The organism is Neobacillus sp. YX16 (genome assembly GCF_030123505.1).
Taxonomy (GTDB): Bacteria; Bacillota; Bacilli; order Bacillales; family Cytobacillaceae; genus Neobacillus.
Genome location: NZ_CP126115.1, coordinates 3,499,584 through 3,518,012, shown reverse-complemented (window position 1 = coordinate 3,518,012; position 18,429 = coordinate 3,499,584). Strand labels below are relative to the sequence as shown.

Here is an 18,429-nt window from a genome sequence, read left to right as displayed (position 1 = left end):
AGCTTACGAAGATTCGGATAAAGTGGGATCATCTTTGCTATTCATTTTTACATAATCTAAATGGCTAAGTTCTGTGGGCAAGGTGATTGTTACAGTTGTAGCGATGTTTGGCACACTTTTTATTTCAAATTTCCCATTGTGATTTTGAATAATTTTCTTGCTCACCATTAGCCCCAAACCGGTTCCCTCTGTTTTTGTTGTATAAAAGGGGGTACCTAATCGTTGTAGATTTTCCCTCGATATCCCCACACCGTTATCAATCACCGAAATGACAAGATTCGTATCTTGTTGTTCCATCCTAATCTGAATTTTTCCTCCTTGCGGCATGGCTTCTATTGAATTCTTGATCAGATTGGCTATAACTTGCTTAATTTGATTTTCTTCGCATTTAATTAAAAATCTCTCTCCCATAAATTCCGGAATGATTTCAATATTATTTATGATTGCCTGTGTATTTAAGAGGGTAATCACATTTTTAATACTTTGTGAGATATCCGTTAAGGAATATTGAACTATATGTGGTTTTGAAAGGACCATAAACTCACTTACGATAAAATTGATCCTATTTATTTCATCAATCATAATCTTGGAATATCGTTTATTGGCTTCGGGATCGGTATTTTCATTCATCATCTGCGTAAACCCTTTTAATGTCGTTAAAGGATTTCTAATTTCATGGGCTACACCAGCTGCAAGTTCTCCAACCAGTGATAGCTTTTCAGATTCTCTAAGCTTCTTCTCATGATGATTTAAATCCTTCATTTGAGCAATTAGCTTTTTATCTAAGAAGGCACTAGATAATAACATAATCAGCACGACAATAATTGCAGGAACACTGATAAAAGAACTCAAGGTACTGGAACTAACGGAGTAATAGGCAGCTGAAGTTTTGAGAGATGGTTCAAAGTGAAGATTCGTTCCCCACATCCCAATGTAATGCATTCCAGCGATTCCGATGCCCATTAGCATACTGCTCAATACCCGGCAATGGAAATTCATCGAACGGTGATGATTAAAAAAGAAAAGTACCCATAAAGAACCGAACGCAGCAGTGAAAGCAATACATAACGACAATAGCACGATTGCTGTGTTATAGGTGATGGAGAAGTTTAGATGCATTGCCTCCATACCTAAATAGTGCATACCAACGATTCCTCCACCCATTAAAAGACTAGATAAAAGGAGTCTAACATGATTCATTTTCATCATACAGAAGGCGAGCCCAGTGCCTGCAATGGAAATTAGAAGTGAAAGCAATACCATCCTAGCATCATACTCACTATGAATTGGCAAATCCATCGCAAGCATACCAACAAAGTGCATGGTCCAAATCCCAATTCCCATTGCAATCGCACAACCTAATAACCATAGATTATATTTGAAATTTTTAAAAATAATCATTTTCCAGCGGAGATCTAACGCTATGTATGAAAAAAGAATGCCAAGCAGTATGGAAAAAACGAACCAGTAATCATTATAGGTCCAGGTCATATTATGCTCCATCGGTAACACTTCCAAATCGTTTATATTTCTACCATGATTCACATCCAAGCAGTATATTATAACGAATTAACAAAAAACGGTATATTATACCACAAAGCTATAAAACCTTAACCGAACTATACTTTAGTATAAAAGGTCCATATGAAGCCTTTATTTTAAAAGTGTTCAAAAAACAGCAAAGCCATTCTCAATGGAGAATGGCTCTTGGTATGTTATCTCTAAAAATGTCTAAGAGTACGATACGACTCTGTTACCTGCTAGGTTATTTTTTTTCAACTTTTACTAACCCTTTTCCAACATTATCTTTCTCAAAATAACATATGACCACATCACCGACTTGTATTTTCTCACTAGAGTCGATGCTTTCAGCAGAAAAGACAATCTTAGTTCCATCATCACTTTGCCCGTAATATTGATCCTCTTTCATTTGGCTGATTTTGTATTCTACTGTTTTGTATTCAGAATTTTCATTGTCTAAATTGGTAACAGGAGTACTAGTTTGTGATTTTATGATAACTAACACAAGTAATATAGATAAGAGTATTCCGAGGATGATTGTTTTTTTGAACATTGGACGAACCTCCCATTAAGTATTTTAAGAGATGTTAGAAGAAAGTAAATCCTACTATTTTCCTTTGGTCTTTCTACCTATATCAAATCATTTGCAAAGGAATAGTGAAATACGAATAGTGATTTTTTATGATAACGCTTAAAAGGCGAACGATTTAAGAAGTATGACACCTAATTATATATTAATATCCGAATGATTATAAAATTTATTTGTTAATTGTTCATCTCTTATTGATTAACGATTATGAAGTTGTTATACTATTCTAAACGATAAGCTATTGTAATATATCTAAATATTCTCTATAATTCTTATTATTAGAATTTATGGGGCAGGGGAATTCATTAAGAGATACATAGGAACACACCTTAATGTTCCTTTGCACCGGAGAGTGTATACAATTGGGAGGGGTACATCTATGAAAAATCTATTGAAAAAGTGGAATCAAATTAGTCTGGTAAAACAAATATCTATTGGTTTATTAATTGGTATTATCCTGGCTGTCGCGATTCCAGAAGTGGCAAAACCAATTGTCATTTTAGGATCATTATTTGTAGGTGCTTTAAAAGCTATTGCACCTGTACTGGTACTCTTCCTAGTAATGTCTGCTATTGCTCAGCATAAGAGTGGGAAGCAAACGAATATGAAATCGATTATTTCTCTCTATCTTTTAGGAACGTTCTTAGCTGGATTAATTGCTGTCATTGTAAGTTTTATTTTTCCTGTAAGTATCAACCTTACAAAGGGTGCTGAAGATTTGGCAGCTCCAGGCGGTGTGGTGGAAGTTCTCAAAGCATTGCTGCTGAATGTAGTTGATAATCCTGTTAATGCCATTGCAAATGCAAATTATATTGGTATTTTAGCTTGGGCGATCATCCTAGGTTTGGCTTTAAAAAATGCTCCTGATACAACGAAAACAATGATTTCTAATTTTTCAGATGCTGTTTCCAAAATGGTTACATGGGTAATCAAGCTTGCTCCATTAGGAATTATGGGTCTAGTTATTGATTCGATTACAACAAACGGACTCGAGTCTTTATTAAGCTATGGGAAATTACTTGTCGTTCTGATTGGATGTATGCTATTTGTGGCTTTGGTTGTCAATCCACTCATGGTTTGGGTGAACTTACGTCAGAATCCATACCCACTTGTATTCACGTGTATCAAGGAAAGCGGTATTACAGCATTCTTTACACGTAGCTCCGCTGCCAACATACCGGTTAATTTGAAACTATGTGAAAAACTAGGGTTAGATAAAGATACTTATTCAGTATCGATTCCATTAGGTGCAACTGTTAATATGGCTGGTGCAGCTGTTACGATTTCTGTACTGACACTTGCCGCCGTTCATACACTTGGCATTCATGTGGACATCCCAACAGCTATTATCCTTAGCGTGGTGTCAGCTATTTGTGCATGTGGCGCTTCAGGCGTTGCAGGTGGATCACTTTTATTAATTCCGTTGGCATGCAGCTTATTCGGAATCCCTAATGATGTTGCGATGCAGGTAGTTGGAGTAGGCTTTATCATCGGTGTTTTACAAGACTCCTTTGAAACAGCACTTAACTCATCAACAGACGTTCTTTTCACAGCAACAGCAGATTATAAGAAGCAGTTAAAAGAAGGTAAAAAAGTAGATATCAAGGAAGTAGCATAATAATTATCCCTTTTGTGTAGACAGGCATGCGCCGTCACACAGAAGGGATTTTTTTAAAGAAATCTTATAAATCTTTAACTTTAATACCTATTGAATTAGGTGGGACACTACGTATTATGTGATATCAACTCGTTATCTAGATTTTTCCAATCCTTTATAAAGGATCCTTGTGAAAATAAGCGAAAGAATGGAACCTACTAATAAAAGTGTCATATCCCACTGGGCGTCCCATATGTCTCCCTGCATGCCTAAAAAATCTTTTGTGACTTTCCCTTCTTTCCCTATTTTTGTACTTGCCCACTCAATAATCTCATAGAAAGCACCGATTGCTAGTGTGATACAAAGAGCAATAAAATTTGTCGTTTTACTTTTCAATAAAACTGTTTTCCTTAATAATATCTCTATTATAACTATGACCATAAGCCCCTTAAGAAAATGACCAAACCGATCATAGTGGTTTCTTTGTAAATCAAAATAATCTTTGATCCATGTAAAGAGAGGAACTTTGGAGTAAGAATAATGCCCTCCAATAAACGTTAAAATGACAAGAAGGGTAATAATGACATAGGAAACCGTGGTAAGGCGAAACTGATTGTATCTTGATATCAAGAATACTAAAACTAATACTGAAGGTAAAACCTCCATCAACAAAACCTTATAACCTTCCTCAGGTTTAATTAGGGCCCAAATAATAACAAGCATAACAACAAATAACAAGAAAAAATGTATCGAACTTCCGTTTTTACGTGACACTCAAATCACTCCATCAGAAAACAAGATGTACTTAGTATTTGTTAAACTTTTATAAAATATAGAAGACTTTGGTTTTAAACGTTCTTTAAAATCGTAAAACGTCATTTACATACACCACGTTGAACCATACCATAAGTGAACGAGGCTTTTTTGCCAAATACTTCTCCTTAAGGTTGGGGAGGCTAGAACAGAATAAGTTTTCTTAACGGAAATAGAAGTGATAAGAATGGTTTTGTCACAAATGTAAAGTAAATGGATTGATAATTGGGGGATCAGGTTAAGCACCCTATCTGATAAATAGACGGAGAAATTCCGCTTAGTTAGTAAATAAAATAAAAATAGCCTAAATAGACGGAGAAAATCCGCCTATTGACTCGAAAAACGTGAAAATGGAGGATTTTGCGTGGCATAGACGGAAAACCTCCGCTTATATACCCCCCAAACGAGCTTCACTCTGTATCTAACCGGAAAATCTCCGCTTATTTTCCCTTCGTTGGTTACATAGTTGAGGACAAGACTTCTTATTTAAATGAAAGTGAGACGGGCCTTTTAAAGCTGATCTTTTTATTATTTCAAAGAAATCCAAGAGAACCTCATTTTGATTCGCTGCGGTGAACCATACCATAAGTGAATGAGTTAACCTCGATATAAATGTATAGGAGCATATGCTCCTACCTTCGTAAAACATTCGGTTTATCTTTTAAGCTTAAGAGGTAAATTGATTGACTTTACTAAAATGTGAGTGTAAAGTGAAAATTAAATTAATAGGTAGACCACTAGGGGAGCCGTTTTATGGCTGAGACAAGAGTTATCTTGGACCCTTTGAACCTGATCTAGTTCATACTAGCGTAGGAAAGTGGAGTCTGTGTTTGGATATATAACTATTCAGCCGCTCCATTTATGGGGCGGTTTTTTCGTGTTTGAAATGTCAACCACCCTCTAGTGTCTGCCCTGTTAAAACCAATAAGGGGGAAAATAGTATGAGTTTTTCAGCAGAATTAAGAAAAGAAGCAAATCCTATCTTTCAAGCGATTTTTAAACATCCTTTTGTTCAGGGAATTGCCAAGGGGGAATTAACAAGCGAACAATTGATTCATTATGTAAAACAGGACTTTGAATATTTGAATTCCTTTATACGAATCTATGGAATCGCAGTTTCTAAGTGTGAGAGTCGTGAAGATATGGAGATGTTTAATCAACAGATTTCATTTATTTTAAAAAGCGAAATCCATCCTCATAATAACTTTTGCCAAGTTGCAGGTGTTCCTTACGAGGAATTACATGGATTTCCACTTTCGCCATCTGCACATCAATATATTCGTCATATGCTTACTGTCGCACACGAAGGATCTTTAGGAGAAATCTTAGCGGTGTTATTGCCGTGTCCGTGGACGTATTGGGAAATTGGGAAAAGATTATTGACTGAGGTGAATCCAGAGCCTTCTCATCCTTTTTATGAATGGATCAGCTTTTATGGTACTATTACCGATTCGATTACAACTAAGTTTTGTGCCCGACTAGATGAATGGGCAGAGGGAGCAACTGAGAGAGAAAAGGAAAAGATGAAGGAACATTTCATAATCAGTTGTCAGCTTGAATATAAGTTTTGGGATATGGCGTATAAACTCGAAGAATGGCCAGTAAGGGTTTAATAGATTTAGAGGAACTCTACAAAAGTTACATAAGAAGGAGGAACTGTAATGAATAGCAGCGATTTAGGTTCAATTTTACAAAGAGTAAGAGAGGAAAATCCGCTCGTACATAATATTACCAATGTGGTGGTCACTAATTTCACTGCAAATGGACTCTTATCCCTTGGGGCATCCCCTGTTATGGCCTATGCTCCAGAAGAGGTGGCAGACATGGTACGAATTTCTCGTGCTCTCGTCCTTAACATCGGTACCTTAAGCAGGGAAGTGGTCGACTCGATGATTTTGGCTGGAAAAACAGCTAATGAGCTTGGAATTCCAGTTATATTCGACCCTGTTGGAGCAGGTGCAACCCCATTCCGAACAGAAATGGCACAAAAGGTGATGGAAGAAGTGAAGATCTCCGTTCTTAGAGGAAATGCTGCTGAAGTTGCCAATGTGATTGGAGAGAAGTGGGAAATCAAGGGCGTTGATGCCGGGTTACAACAAGGGAATAGTATGGAATTGGCTATAACTGCTGCACAAAAGCTCCATACCATTGTGGTGATTACCGGGAAAGACGATGTGCTGACAGATGGAGAGACGACCTATTTAGTTTCTAATGGACATCCACTGTTAACAAAAGTGACCGGAACCGGCTGCCTATTAACCTCTGTAATCGGAGCATTTGCAGGGGTGGAAAAGAACCTGTTACTCGCTGGATTATCTGCTTTAACCTATTATGGCATTGCAGCGGAAAAATCATTCGAAAAGGTGGGCAATACAGGGCCAGGCAGTTTCCAAATCGAATTCATAAATCAACTTGCTCTTGTATCATCAGAGGATCTCCATCAATTAGCGTTATTCAGCCAAGTATAAGGAGTGAGCACCATGAAAAAAGTATTAACGATTGCTGGTTCAGACAGCGGCGGCGGTGCAGGAATTCAGGCTGATTTAAAGACCTTTCAGGAGTTAGAGGTATTCGGTATGTCAGCTTTAACAGCTGTAACAGCTCAAAATACACTAGGAGTTCAAGCTGTATTTCCGATGACTGTTGAAGCAGTATGCAGACAAATTGAAGCAATCGGCGAAGATATTGGTACAGACGCCCTGAAAACAGGAATGCTGTTTAATGCAGAAATCATTAAAGCCGTTTCTGAAAAAATAGAATACTACAAATGGAAAAATGTAGTGGTCGATCCCGTTATGATTGCAAAAGGCGGAGCATCCTTGCTCCAAATCGAAGCCATTTCGGCGATGAAAGAATATTTGTTACCCCTAGCCATGGTCATTACACCAAATATTCCTGAGGCAGAGGTTTTGACGGGTATGTCAATTCGAACCGATACTGATAAACAGGAAGCCGCGAAACGCCTTTATGATTTAGGCGTTAAGAATGTAGTCATAAAAGGCGGTCATGATGAAAATCAAAATGAGTCGATCGATTTATTGTTTGATGGGAACGCATTTATGACCTTTTCGAGCAAAAGAGTCCAGACAAAGAACACGCATGGAACCGGCTGTACGTTTTCAGCAGCTGTTACAGCGGAACTTGCCAAAGGTTTACCTGTGAATGAAGCGGTATCAAAAGCAAAGAATTTTATCCAAGCTGCGATTGAAGATCAATTCCAGATTGGTCAGGGGCATGGTCCAACCAATCACTGGGCATATCGAAAGAGAAATGAACGGAAAAGGTAGGGAATCAGCATGACCATTCTCAATACGGAGAGTTTGAGAGATTCATTGAAGGTCTATTTTATCATGGGCAGTCCGAACTGCAGGGTGCATCCTGCCCAAGTGTTGAGGGAAGCCATTGAAGGCGGAATTACCCTTTTTCAATACCGTGAGAAGGGAACCGGAGCTTTTACGGGGGATAAAAAGGTTGAATTGGCCAAAGAACTCCAACAAATATGCCGAGAGCATCAAATTCCTTTCATCGTCAATGATGATATCGAATTAGCGATCGCCCTCAATGCGGACGGAGTTCATATTGGGCAGGAGGATGAACCTGTCAAGGATGTAAGAAAGAAGATTGGCGATAAAATTATTGGTGTTTCTGTACATAGTTACGAAGAAGCGATGGTCGCGGTTGATGGGGGAGCCGATTATTTTGGGATTGGGCCTGTTTTTCCAACAAAGACAAAAGAAGACGCCAAACCCTCAAATGGTACAAAGCTTATCAAGGTATTGAGAGAGAGAGGCTTAAGCATTCCGGTTGTTGGAATTGGCGGAATTACCTCTGACAATGCTGGGACTGTTATTCAAGCAGGAGCTGACGGTGTTTCGGTTATTACCGCAATCAGCCATGCTAATTGTGTTACAAAAGCCGCTAAGGAGTTAAGAAAAAGTGTCTTTTAGATTTGTGAAATCCTTTAGAAAGGGGAGGGAGTTTTTTTATGAGAAATACGCATAAACTCACATTGACAGCGATGATGATTGCGATTGGTGCACTCACAAGTAATCTATTGTTTATTCCAATTGGAGTCACAAAGGTTTTTCCGATACAGCATTTCTTAAATGTTTTATCTGCCGTAGTGTTAGGGCCGTTTTATGCAGTTGCACAGGCTTTATGTGTCTCAATCTTACGGAATATCATGGGAACTGGTTCAGTGTTTGCTTTTCCAGGAAGTATGGTTGGGGCCTTATTGGCTGGGCTGCTTTTTATGAAAACAAAAAAAATCTATATGGCTTTTACAGGTGAGGTAATTGGAACCGGTATTATTGGAGCGATTCTTTGCTATCCAATTGCGACCCTACTACTTGGTCAAAAAGCAGCGTTATTTGGATTTATTCCGTTATTCATATTTAGCTCGATCGCAGGTGCATTGATTGGCGCAATCATTCTCTCAATCTTTTTTAAGAAAAAAGTGGCATTGTTTTATAGTTAAATTATTTTCAAATACACATTGACTAATAATATTATTATGTTAACTGATTGATAATCCCTTTTGTGTAGACAGGTAGGCACCGGTCTCACAGAGGGATTTTTTTAAAAATTGGAACAAAGTTGTCACTATCTAGATACCACAAATAAAAATAACAGACGTATAATAATAGTAGGAAATAAAGTTTTTATTCTTGAGAGGATGAGAAGAATGTTAACGGATTATTCAAGAATCGTAGTAGCATATGACCATTCTGATTTAAGTAAAAAGGCTTTGAAAATGGCAATGAATCTAGCAAAACTAGATAACCAAATTGAATTATTAGTTTTTATGGTCATGCAGCCTGCAAGACCCATCGTTTACTCATATGGCTATGCATTTGAGGCAATCCAGGACTCTCAACGTGAGGAAGTTAATGCCATACGTAAAGAAATTGAGGAAGAAATTCAGTCGCTGCCAAATAAAACAAGATCTGTGGTCATGGAAGGTAATCCAGGAGTCATGATTGTTGAGTTTGTGAAGCAAAATGATGCTGACCTTGTTGTAATGGGTAGCAGAGGATTAAGCGGACTGAAGGAGCTATTCTTAGGTAGCGTCAGCCATTATGTCGTTCAAAAGGCACCATGCCCAGTGTTTATTGTAAAATAAATCTCTATTATAAAAGAAAAGCTTGTAGAAAAGTCGCTAAAGACCATTCTACAAGCTTTTTTTATTGAGTACAGTAGAAATAAAATCCTTGTAGCTTTCTAAATGAAAATCAGCTTCGATGTTCTGATTTTGGAAGGCCACGGTTTTAATCCCTAATTTTCTGGCTGGAAGTAAATCCAATTCTCTATCACCAATGACTAAATCAATTTGATCATTTTTCAGAACATATTCATAAGAAGAAGGATGGGGTTTTCTGTCAAATCCTTGTTCTTCAACAGATACAATTTCTTTAAAGTAGTGGGTTAAATGATATTTCTCAAGAAGATACATCGTAGATTCCATATCGCGATGCGTCACAATAATATTGTTATCAACGGTTGATAAAACTTCCTCTAAGTGCTCAAAAGGCTTACTGTATTCTTTGGAGTACTGTTTATCAATCCGTTTATACTCTGCGCGCTTGTCCTCATCAATCCCATATTGTTTAAATGCTGTTAAGGAATCAATCTTTAGCCATTTTAAGACTTCAACATGATCAAGGTCTTGCTGACTTAATTCTATAAAACCTTTAACCAGTGCCGGATATGTATCAAAAAGTGTACCATCAAAATCCCATAATATGTTCAAGTTCATCCCTCATTTCATTTGTTTAGTCTAAACACTATCAAAAATATTACTTTATCATGATTTTATCGATATTACCATTGTTCTTCATTGAATCGAATATCTATTAATAGTGTCATATCCTTCTGTGCTTTTTTGCTTGTGTTAGGCAACGATAAATATATAAACCTGATTATCCATATATATAGTAAGATAAAATATTAAAGAAACATATTGACAGACAATTCTTAATAGATTAACATTTAAAATGTAATCGATTTCAGTTACTATTTAATAATGTTTAATAAACGTGAAAAGTCTATAGAATCATAATAGATATTATCATAATTTGGTGCCCGGATACCTTGGCTAAGAGTAGCGCTCTGCTATTAAAATTTGTTAATAGTGGAGCGCTGACCTTAGCAAAAAAATGTAATCGATTACAAAAAGTCGGCTAGACAACTATTATCATGTCTAGAATTACATTGGAGAAGAAAATAGAAGTAGAAGGGAGGATTAAAAAAAACAGGAGTTCGTACATGTATTTTAGGAAATTAAACAATGAGGAGGAGTACAAAGCTATGAAAAAAATATTAGGTATTTTAATCTCAACAGTTTTATTAACAACCCTAATCGTAAGTACGATTTTCCCAGAGGCGCCTTCAGCAGCACAAAACAATTCAAAGGTACGTCTTGCATTAGTGGGTGGTTGGCATGTGCATACGAGTATGTTTATTGAAAAAATAGCTAAACTTTCGGCTGGTAAAGTGGAGTGGGTAGCGGTTTATGACCATGATGCTGAACGTGGTAAGAAATTTGCAGATATGCTGGGTGTTCCTTATGAAGCTGATTATCAAAAAATCCTGGATAATGAGAACATAGATGCTGTTATGATTGAAGCAGAAACTAGTTTACACAAAGATCTAATAATCCGCGCTGCAAATGCGAAAAAGCACGTTTTCACTGACAAAGTATTAACCCCTACTGTGAAAGATGGATTAAGTGTAAAAAAGGCAATTGAAGAAAACGGTGTAAAACTTGTCGTTTCACATGAATCATTGCCGATTGGTTCCTATCAATATGCAAAGAAATTGGTTGACGATGGCAGTCTTGGTGATATTGTTGCCATTAACTTTAGGCGTGCACATGGCATGGCTAAAACAGATCGTCTGCCTGAAAGCTGGTATGACAAAGAAGTGGCAGGAGGCGGGGCTTTAATTGACCTAGGTGTACATGGTATGTCTATGCTTACATATCTTGCTGGAACCCCTACGAAAGTGTCATCTTTTATGAAAAACTGGACAAATAGAGAAGTTGAAGATAGTGCAACCATTATGCTAGAGTTTGAAAATAATGCTATAGGTACAGCTCATACTAATATGGTTACAAGCATAATGGAAAATTCATTAGAAGTAATCGGAACAGATGGGATTCTAGTAGTTTTAGGTGTGGAAGGTAAGGAATCTGTTTATCTGAATTCTAAACATGTTTCTGGGATGGAAGCAGGAATGAATTTAATTGATCCGTCTGTGTATGGATCAGATGGCACCGTTCCAATAAACTTATTTATTGATTTTGTACTAGATGAGTCCAATAAGGATCAGTATTTACCAGGATTTGATATTGATACTGCACTAACGGTTGTTGGTATTGCTGAAGCTGCATATAAGTCTGCCAAAATTGGTGGAAGCGCAGTGAAATTTAAAAAAACTTGGTAATGCTAGATTAATAGCAGGTTTGTACCCAACTTTAATCTTTGATTGAAGTTGGGTTTTTAAATTTTTATACATCCTGTAACTTTTAGACCTCATTGGCAAATCAATCCCTCTATTTTTTCCTTCCTACATTTCCTACAATAGAAATCAAAAAAACAAAATAGGGACAAACTTAAATTACGGTATGTTAATATTTAATTGCTTTAAAGATTTAAAAAATATGTGTAAGATGGATAAGTATAGAGAAAATTCAAAATATGACGAAGTAGTTAATAAAGGGAAGTGTACATAATATGCTGAAAATCTGGAATATTGAGAAAATCATTGAAGATACATTAAATAAGCACCATTTAAATATTGACTATGAAATTAATAATAAACTACCTGTACCTATGAGTTATAACGTTTCAACAAATACGATTAAATTTAATTACCTTCAAGTTAACGGTTATATTACCAAAATTAGAATGAAAGAGACAGATGAAAATCTTGTAAAAATCATTCTGTATCATGTAATTGGTTATTACTTGGATTTTAAGAAAAATAAACATGATTTAAGGACTTTCAAGTATGGTGAAGATGATGAAATAGCAAAGTTAAAAACTCAAATTGAGATGAATGCTTGGATTTATGGGAGAACATTGGTCCCGGACGTACTCCTACAGTCTTTTGATCTGGTAAGAGAATTAGATAAAAAATTAATAAACGGTCAATTAACGAACATTTAATAAATAGCTAGACTTAGAATTTAATCGTACATACAAGAAAGAAGGGGTTTTATGGTGGATCAGTTCCCAACGCTAACGAAAATTTCGGAGGACATTTATCAACTTGTCGTTCGGTATCCGTTTGGAATGTATGAAATGAACAGCTTCTTGTTTAAAGGAGATAACGGCTTTACGATTGTTGACACTGGTAGTGAAGCGAAAGAATCTATCGATATTTGGGAGAAAACTTTAGGTTCGGGCATGAAAATTGAGAAATTAGTCTTAACCCATGCTCATCCAGATCATATTGGACTAGCTAGATGGTTTCAACAACAGCATCATGTTCCTGTCTTTATTTCAAGTTTAGGATTTAAAGAAATTCAGAGTAAGCGAAACAATGCTAATCAAAATTGGATTCTCAACTTATTAAAGACACATGGTGGCCCTGAAATCCCTCGGAATATGGGGAATTTAGAAGAAGGTGCTTATGAATTTGAACCTGATGGACTTTTTGAAAACCAGCAAACGATCAAGCTCGGGAACGAAATGTATGAAACTATTTGGACACCAGGGCATTCTTCGGATCATTTCTGTTTTTATAATCATAATCAACAGGTGATGATCACTGGGGACCATATTTTAGCGGGACTTTCTCCCATCATTGCTCTTTGGTCAGAAAACGACCTGAATCCAATAAAAGATAACATTGCCTCTTTGGAAAAATTAAAAGCGTATCCTGCCAAAATAGCGCTCCCAGGTCATGGAGAACTCATTTACAACTTGAATGATCGGATAGACGACATGATCACAGGTCACAAACATCGTTTGGAACAGATTTTACAATGTGTTGGGGACGAAGAAAAAACATCATGGCAGGTTTGTCAGGAAATATATGGTCTACTACCTAGTACCAAATTTTTTGCTCCATTTTTGGCAACCATTACTCGACTCATTTACCTTGAAAAGAATGATGAGGTATATAGTGAGCTAAGGGACGGTAAATTGTTTTTTCGTTCTATTGTTAAAAAACGATAAATGATTCGAAATGATTAGGTGCTAGTAACATTATTATGGTGACTGATTGAAAAACCCTTTTGTGTAAACAGTTAGAACTGTCTACACAAAAGGGTTTTTTTTTTGGAAAAAGATTTATTCCTTTTCGGAAAAATGATTAAAGATAGAATATACGAATGGATTTTTCAACGAAACCTTTAAAAATAGGCTTTTGTATTAGTAGCAATACCCACCCAATGTACATATTTTGTTGGGGAAGGTTTTTAAAAAGCAGGGTATTTATCTACTTTCAAGTTTGTTCTGTTCTAATTTCAAGTTGCTGCTGCCCTTGTTTAAATATATAAGGAGGTAATGAAAATGAATGATTTCCAAAGTCAACTCCAGGGGTTAAGTCTTGGAGATTTCCAAGCGACCCAGGCAGTTCCGTATGACCCGAGCATGTACTATAATGACCCAGCTCGATTTGGTGGTTTTGGCGGTGTTGGTGGTATTGGTGGTATTGGCGGTATTGGCGGTATTGGCCGATGTTTTAGTTGCTTTAGCTGTTTTAACTGCTTTAATTGTTTCAATTGCTTTAATTGTTTTAACTGCGGAGGCCATCGTTGTGGAGGCCATCGTTGCGGCGGTCATCGCTGTGGAGGACACAATTGCGGAGGCGGTCATCGCTGTGGTGGCGGAGGCCATCGTTGCGGCGGTTGATGGTTTTCAATCTCTAACGAAAACTCCGATTGCATATGAAGAGGTGAAGGGCCCCTACAACATTGTAGGGGCTTTTCACTACAACAATTAACATAAGGGACAAATTACGATACATAGGATGATAGTGATGATAAATATGAGAAAAAGCTTCGGCTAAGGAGGAAACCAATGACGAATATGAACCCTTCTATGCGTCTGAAAGTGAAAAGGGACACGTTTTTTCTCCCTGATCCAAACAATGGTGTGTTTTTTCGGAACAATGTAAGCTCGTTCCGTATGGAAGGCAGTATGATCGATCAATGGGTTGAAAAGCTGATCCCCATGTTTAATGGCGAGTACACCTTGGAGTATTTGACAAACGGTTTACCGGCTGCATACTCAGATAGAGTGTTTGAAATTGCAGAAGCTCTTTATCGAAATGGGTTTGTTCGAGATGTGAGCCAAGACCGTCCGCATCAATTGAAGGAACAGGTTCTAAAAAAGTATGCCTCTCAAATTGAATTTGTGGATAATTTGCTTGATTCAGGTGGTTTCCGTTTTCAGAACTATCGTCAAACAAAAGTGTTAGCAGTTGGCTCTGGTCCTTTTTTTGTTTCGTTGGCTGCGGCGTTACTTGATTCCGGATTGCCCCGGTTCCAAATGTTGATTACTGCCAGTGATCAGACCAATAGACAGCGGTTGATGGAACTCGTGGCACATGCCCGTAAAACCGACCCTGATGTGGAGATAGAGGAGGTCACACTAAACAAGCAGGGCGACAGTTCTTGGGAGGAAATAGTGAAACCGTTTGATTATATTTTATATGTGTCAGAACAGGATGATGTAGAGGAACTCCGACTTCTACATAGGGTTAGCAAGGAAGAGAAGAAAGTGTTTCTCCCTGCTATATGTTTAGAGCAGGCGGGTTTAGCGGGTCCGTTAGTACATTCAGACTCAGAGGCCGACTGGGAGTCTGCATGGCGACGTATTCATCAAGGGGCTCTCTTAAGAGAACAGAAAGATAATGCTCCTTCTTTGACACCTTTAGCCATGCTGGCAAATGTCATCGTATTTGAATTGTTTAAAGATGTTACGGGTGTGACCGAAAAGGAACAGAAGAATCAATTTTATCTTCTAGATTTAGAAACGTTAGAAGGAAACTGGCATTCATTTATGCCTCATCCGCTGGTGACAGGACAAACATCTTCTAGATTGGTTGAAGATATAGATAAGCGATTAGCACAAGGAACCGAAAGAGGAGATCCGGGTAAATTACTCCTTTCCTTTAACCATTTGACATCTGAGGTATCCGGAATTTTTCACATTTGGGAGGAGGGTGACTTAAAGCAGCTGCCATTGGCTCAGTGCCGTGTTCAGCCAGTCAACCCATTGGCATATAGGCCCGCTGAACTATTGGGTGAAATTGTCTGTACAGGTCTGACACATGAGGAGGCAAGAAGGGAAGCGGGTTTGTCCGGAATTGAAAATTATGCATCACAACTAGTCGGAGCGCTCGATCTACCTCCCGAAGTGGAGGTGGGAGCAGGTGAAACATTCTCGGAAAGTGTTTGCCGGGGATTACAAAGATTCTTAGACGAGGAGTTAATCAAACAAAGCCTTGAAGAAGAGTATTCTGTCTTCCCTGTGGAGTTAAGTATGGTAGAAGATAAACGCTGTCAGTATTATTTGCAGGCACTAAAGACGTTGCGGGGAGCACCGACTATAGGAATTAGCGAGGAAGTGTGTGGATTCCCGGTTGTGTGGATTGGTACCGACGATGGATGGTATGGCAGTGTCGATTTGAATATCACAATGGCATTACGAAATGCTCTGCAACAAGCAATTTTCAATGTGCAAAATGAAGAGGAATTCGTTATGGCACGATCCCTGGAGGTGTCATCCATGATTCTGGATGAAAAAGTGCCGCTAAGCATTGAAATCCCTGCCTGTGAAGAGAGAAGACCATCCGAGAACCTACTGAATGCGATAGAAATCTTGGAACGGAACGGGAAGCAGCTGTTGGTATATGAAATCGAACTAGAACCATTTTTCAAAGAGGGATTGGCAGGGATATTTGGGGTATTGGTTCAAGAGGAGGGATTAACGTGAGTGCTGTCATGTTGGTTGTAGGAGAGGGACTGCTGGCAGACCACATGTGTAAGGAGCTTTCATCACAATACTTGGTATTTCGCCAAACCGATTTTGGGGCAATCGTACCCGGAAGGATTGATTTGGCATTGGTTTTACATGATGCATGGAATCCCTCTGTTCATCAAAAAGCAGAAGAGGTGTTTTATCGAACCCATACTCCTTGGCTAAGAGGTTTTGTTTCATTTGGAGAGGGCGTAATAGGTCCGCTTGTTCGTCCGGGTACACAAGGTTGTTCACAATGTACAGATATGAGGCGTCTTATGACAGGACACGACCGTAGAGAGATGTGGGAAATACAAAAGAGGTTAGAGTTAACAGGAGAAATGCAGCAGGAACCCTGGGCCACACGTACGAGTCTTCTTCACTTGGCGCACCTATTACTGGCTGAGGTCCAAAAGATTATTAGAGGTAATCAGGCCCAATCTGAAGAAAAGGTATTTTTTCTCAATCTGAAAACATTGAAGAGTTCCTGGCACAGGTTTCTGCCAGTCCCCTTGTGTCAGGTTTGTAGTTCATTACCTGAAGATACACCAGAGATGGCTCGAATTTCTCTGCAGCAAAGTCCGAAGGTTACCAGCGACAGTTATCGCAGCCGTTCGTTAGATGACCTGAATGAGGTTCTCGCTAATGACTATCTTGATCAACGAACAGGCCTTTTGAATGATAAAATGGTTAACCTCGTGCACACATTTGCTGATGTAAGTGTCAATTTGCCTTTATTCGAGGGGGACGAACGAACAGCAGGCCGTACAAACTCATTCGCTGTTAGTGAATTGACGGCCATTTTAGAAGGGTTGGAGCGGTACTGTGGACTTGAGCCTCGTGGAAAACGGACAGTGGTTCATGACAGTTATAATCATTTGAAAAAGCAAGCACTCAATCCAATCGAGGTTGGTGTGCACGAAAAAGAACAGTATGAGAGACCTGGTTTTCCATTTACAGAATTTGATCCAGATCGCCCGATTGATTGGGTATGGGGATATTCGTTTTTACAAGAGCGTCCGATTCTGGTTCCAGAGCTGCTTGCTTATTATAGCTTGGGCTCGGGATCACGAGGATTTGTCTATGAAACTTCTAATGGATGTGCGTTGGGCGGAAGTCTAGAAGAGGCCATTCTCTACGGTATTTTGGAAGTGGTGGAACGTGATTCGTTCCTGATGACGTGGTACGCGCAGATGCCCCTCCCACGTCTGGATCCAGCCTCCATTGAAGACCAAGAGCTTCAGTTAATGATAGAACGGATGCGTGCAGTCGCGGAATATGATCTACATTTGTATAACTCAACGATGGAGCATGGAATTCCAAGTATCTTGGCCATAGCGAAGAACAGAAAGGAAAAAGGGATAAATCTTATTTGTGCGGCCGGATCTCATTTGGACCCAGTACGGGCAGTGAAAACGGCGGTTCACGAGTTAGCTGGTATGATGCTGTCATTGGATGAGAAATTAGAGGCGAACCAGGAGGAATATGTTCGAATGCTGCAGGATTCTACCTTGGTGCAGCAAATGGATGATCATGGAATGCTGTACGGTTTGCCGCAAGCAGAAGAGCGCCTGCAGTTTTTGCTGGACGATCGTCGTCCATTGCGAACTTTTAATGAGGAATTTAAGTGGAAGTCAACACATTTAGATCTTACCGATGATCTTCAGGATATAGTTCAAGTGTTTCGTAGATTAAATCTCGATGTCATTGTGGTTGACCAGACGACTCCGGAAACGGCCCGAAACGAATTGTATTGCGTAAAAGTGCTGATTCCGGGGATGCTGCCAATGACATTTGGACATCACCTTACTCGCGTAACTGGGCTGGATAGGGTATTCAGGGTCCCTATGGAACTTGGATATTCGCAAGAACCACTGACCGCTGAACAGCTTAATCCGCATCCGCATCCGTTTCCATAAGCGCATCACTAGGAGGGA

General features: G+C 38.7%; 17 protein-coding genes and 1 riboswitch. Of the genes, 13 read left to right on the top strand and 4 right to left on the bottom strand.

Features of this window, described 5'->3' with window-relative positions; translation table 11 throughout:
* Positions 1 to 3 precede the first annotated feature (3 nt).
* Positions 4 to 1,503 carry an MHYT domain-containing protein gene (locus QNH48_RS17095; protein ID WP_283951252.1) on the bottom strand — a complete coding sequence of 500 codons (1,500 nt, stop codon included), beginning with the start codon at positions 1,501 to 1,503 and terminating at the stop codon, positions 4 to 6.
* A gap of 262 nt (positions 1,504 to 1,765) precedes the next feature.
* Positions 1,766 to 2,074 (bottom strand): hypothetical protein, encoded by a 309-nt coding sequence (locus QNH48_RS17090; RefSeq protein WP_283951251.1) that lies wholly within the window; start codon positions 2,072 to 2,074, stop codon positions 1,766 to 1,768.
* Between the two features lie 415 nt (positions 2,075 to 2,489).
* Between QNH48_RS17090 and sstT the strand changes: the two genes are divergently transcribed.
* Positions 2,490 to 3,728 carry a serine/threonine transporter SstT gene (sstT, locus tag QNH48_RS17085; protein ID WP_283951250.1) on the top strand — a complete coding sequence of 413 codons (1,239 nt, stop codon included), beginning with the start codon at positions 2,490 to 2,492 and terminating at the stop codon, positions 3,726 to 3,728.
* A 132-nt stretch (positions 3,729 to 3,860) separates the two neighbouring features.
* On the opposite strand, the gene QNH48_RS17080 is transcribed toward sstT, so the two are convergent.
* Positions 3,861 to 4,481: a DUF2238 domain-containing protein gene (locus QNH48_RS17080; RefSeq protein ID WP_481858425.1), complete on the bottom strand. Its 621-nt coding sequence runs from the start codon at positions 4,479 to 4,481 to the stop codon at positions 3,861 to 3,863.
* A gap of 768 nt (positions 4,482 to 5,249) precedes the next feature.
* Positions 5,250 to 5,353, top strand: a riboswitch (TPP riboswitch).
* 108 nt (positions 5,354 to 5,461) lie between these two features.
* Between QNH48_RS17080 and tenA the strand changes: the two genes are divergently transcribed.
* From tenA to QNH48_RS17050, 6 genes are all read left to right on the top strand, one after another.
* Positions 5,462 to 6,133, top strand: a complete 672-nt coding sequence (tenA, locus tag QNH48_RS17075) for a thiaminase II (RefSeq protein WP_283951249.1) — start codon at positions 5,462 to 5,464, stop codon at positions 6,131 to 6,133.
* Between the two features lie 48 nt (positions 6,134 to 6,181).
* The gene (gene thiM / locus QNH48_RS17070; RefSeq protein WP_283951248.1) at positions 6,182 to 6,988 is read left to right on the top strand and encodes a hydroxyethylthiazole kinase; all 807 of its coding nucleotides are present in this window, start codon (positions 6,182 to 6,184) and stop codon (positions 6,986 to 6,988) included.
* Positions 6,989 to 7,000: 12 nt separating this feature from the next.
* The gene (thiD, locus tag QNH48_RS17065; RefSeq protein ID WP_283951247.1) at positions 7,001 to 7,807 is read left to right on the top strand and encodes a bifunctional hydroxymethylpyrimidine kinase/phosphomethylpyrimidine kinase; all 807 of its coding nucleotides are present in this window, start codon (positions 7,001 to 7,003) and stop codon (positions 7,805 to 7,807) included.
* A 9-nt stretch (positions 7,808 to 7,816) separates the two neighbouring features.
* Positions 7,817 to 8,467 carry a thiamine phosphate synthase gene (gene thiE, locus QNH48_RS17060; RefSeq protein WP_283951246.1) on the top strand — a complete coding sequence of 217 codons (651 nt, stop codon included), beginning with the start codon at positions 7,817 to 7,819 and terminating at the stop codon, positions 8,465 to 8,467.
* Between the two features lie 38 nt (positions 8,468 to 8,505).
* Positions 8,506 to 8,997: an energy coupling factor transporter S component ThiW gene (gene thiW / locus QNH48_RS17055; RefSeq protein ID WP_283951245.1), complete on the top strand. Its 492-nt coding sequence runs from the start codon at positions 8,506 to 8,508 to the stop codon at positions 8,995 to 8,997.
* A 207-nt stretch (positions 8,998 to 9,204) separates the two neighbouring features.
* A complete protein-coding gene (locus tag QNH48_RS17050) occupies positions 9,205 to 9,642 on the top strand; it encodes a universal stress protein (protein WP_283951244.1) in 438 nt (145 codons plus the stop codon).
* A gap of 48 nt (positions 9,643 to 9,690) precedes the next feature.
* Here the strand turns inward: QNH48_RS17050 and QNH48_RS17045 are convergent, their stop codons facing one another.
* Positions 9,691 to 10,269 (bottom strand): HAD-IA family hydrolase, encoded by a 579-nt coding sequence (locus tag QNH48_RS17045; RefSeq protein ID WP_283951243.1) that lies wholly within the window; start codon positions 10,267 to 10,269, stop codon positions 9,691 to 9,693.
* 557 nt (positions 10,270 to 10,826) lie between these two features.
* Between QNH48_RS17045 and QNH48_RS17040 the strand changes: the two genes are divergently transcribed.
* From QNH48_RS17040 to QNH48_RS17015, 6 genes are all read left to right on the top strand, one after another.
* Positions 10,827 to 11,963 (top strand): Gfo/Idh/MocA family protein, encoded by a 1,137-nt coding sequence (locus QNH48_RS17040; RefSeq protein WP_283951242.1) that lies wholly within the window; start codon positions 10,827 to 10,829, stop codon positions 11,961 to 11,963.
* Positions 11,964 to 12,253: 290 nt separating this feature from the next.
* Positions 12,254 to 12,688: a hypothetical protein gene (locus QNH48_RS17035; RefSeq protein WP_283951241.1), complete on the top strand. Its 435-nt coding sequence runs from the start codon at positions 12,254 to 12,256 to the stop codon at positions 12,686 to 12,688.
* A gap of 51 nt (positions 12,689 to 12,739) precedes the next feature.
* On the top strand, positions 12,740 to 13,702 hold the full coding sequence (locus QNH48_RS17030) for an MBL fold metallo-hydrolase (protein WP_283951240.1): 963 nt from the start codon (positions 12,740 to 12,742) through the stop codon (positions 13,700 to 13,702).
* A 330-nt stretch (positions 13,703 to 14,032) separates the two neighbouring features.
* A complete protein-coding gene (locus tag QNH48_RS17025) occupies positions 14,033 to 14,380 on the top strand; it encodes a heterocycloanthracin/sonorensin family bacteriocin (RefSeq protein WP_349655093.1) in 348 nt (115 codons plus the stop codon).
* A gap of 168 nt (positions 14,381 to 14,548) precedes the next feature.
* Entirely contained in the window at positions 14,549 to 16,468 is a 1,920-nt protein-coding gene (locus QNH48_RS17020; RefSeq protein ID WP_283951238.1) for a putative thiazole-containing bacteriocin maturation protein, read from the top strand.
* Positions 16,465 to 18,411: a TOMM precursor leader peptide-binding protein gene (locus tag QNH48_RS17015; RefSeq protein ID WP_283951237.1), complete on the top strand. Its 1,947-nt coding sequence runs from the start codon at positions 16,465 to 16,467 to the stop codon at positions 18,409 to 18,411. Before QNH48_RS17020 ends, QNH48_RS17015 begins: the two co-directional genes overlap by 4 nt.
* Positions 18,412 to 18,429 lie beyond the last annotated feature (18 nt).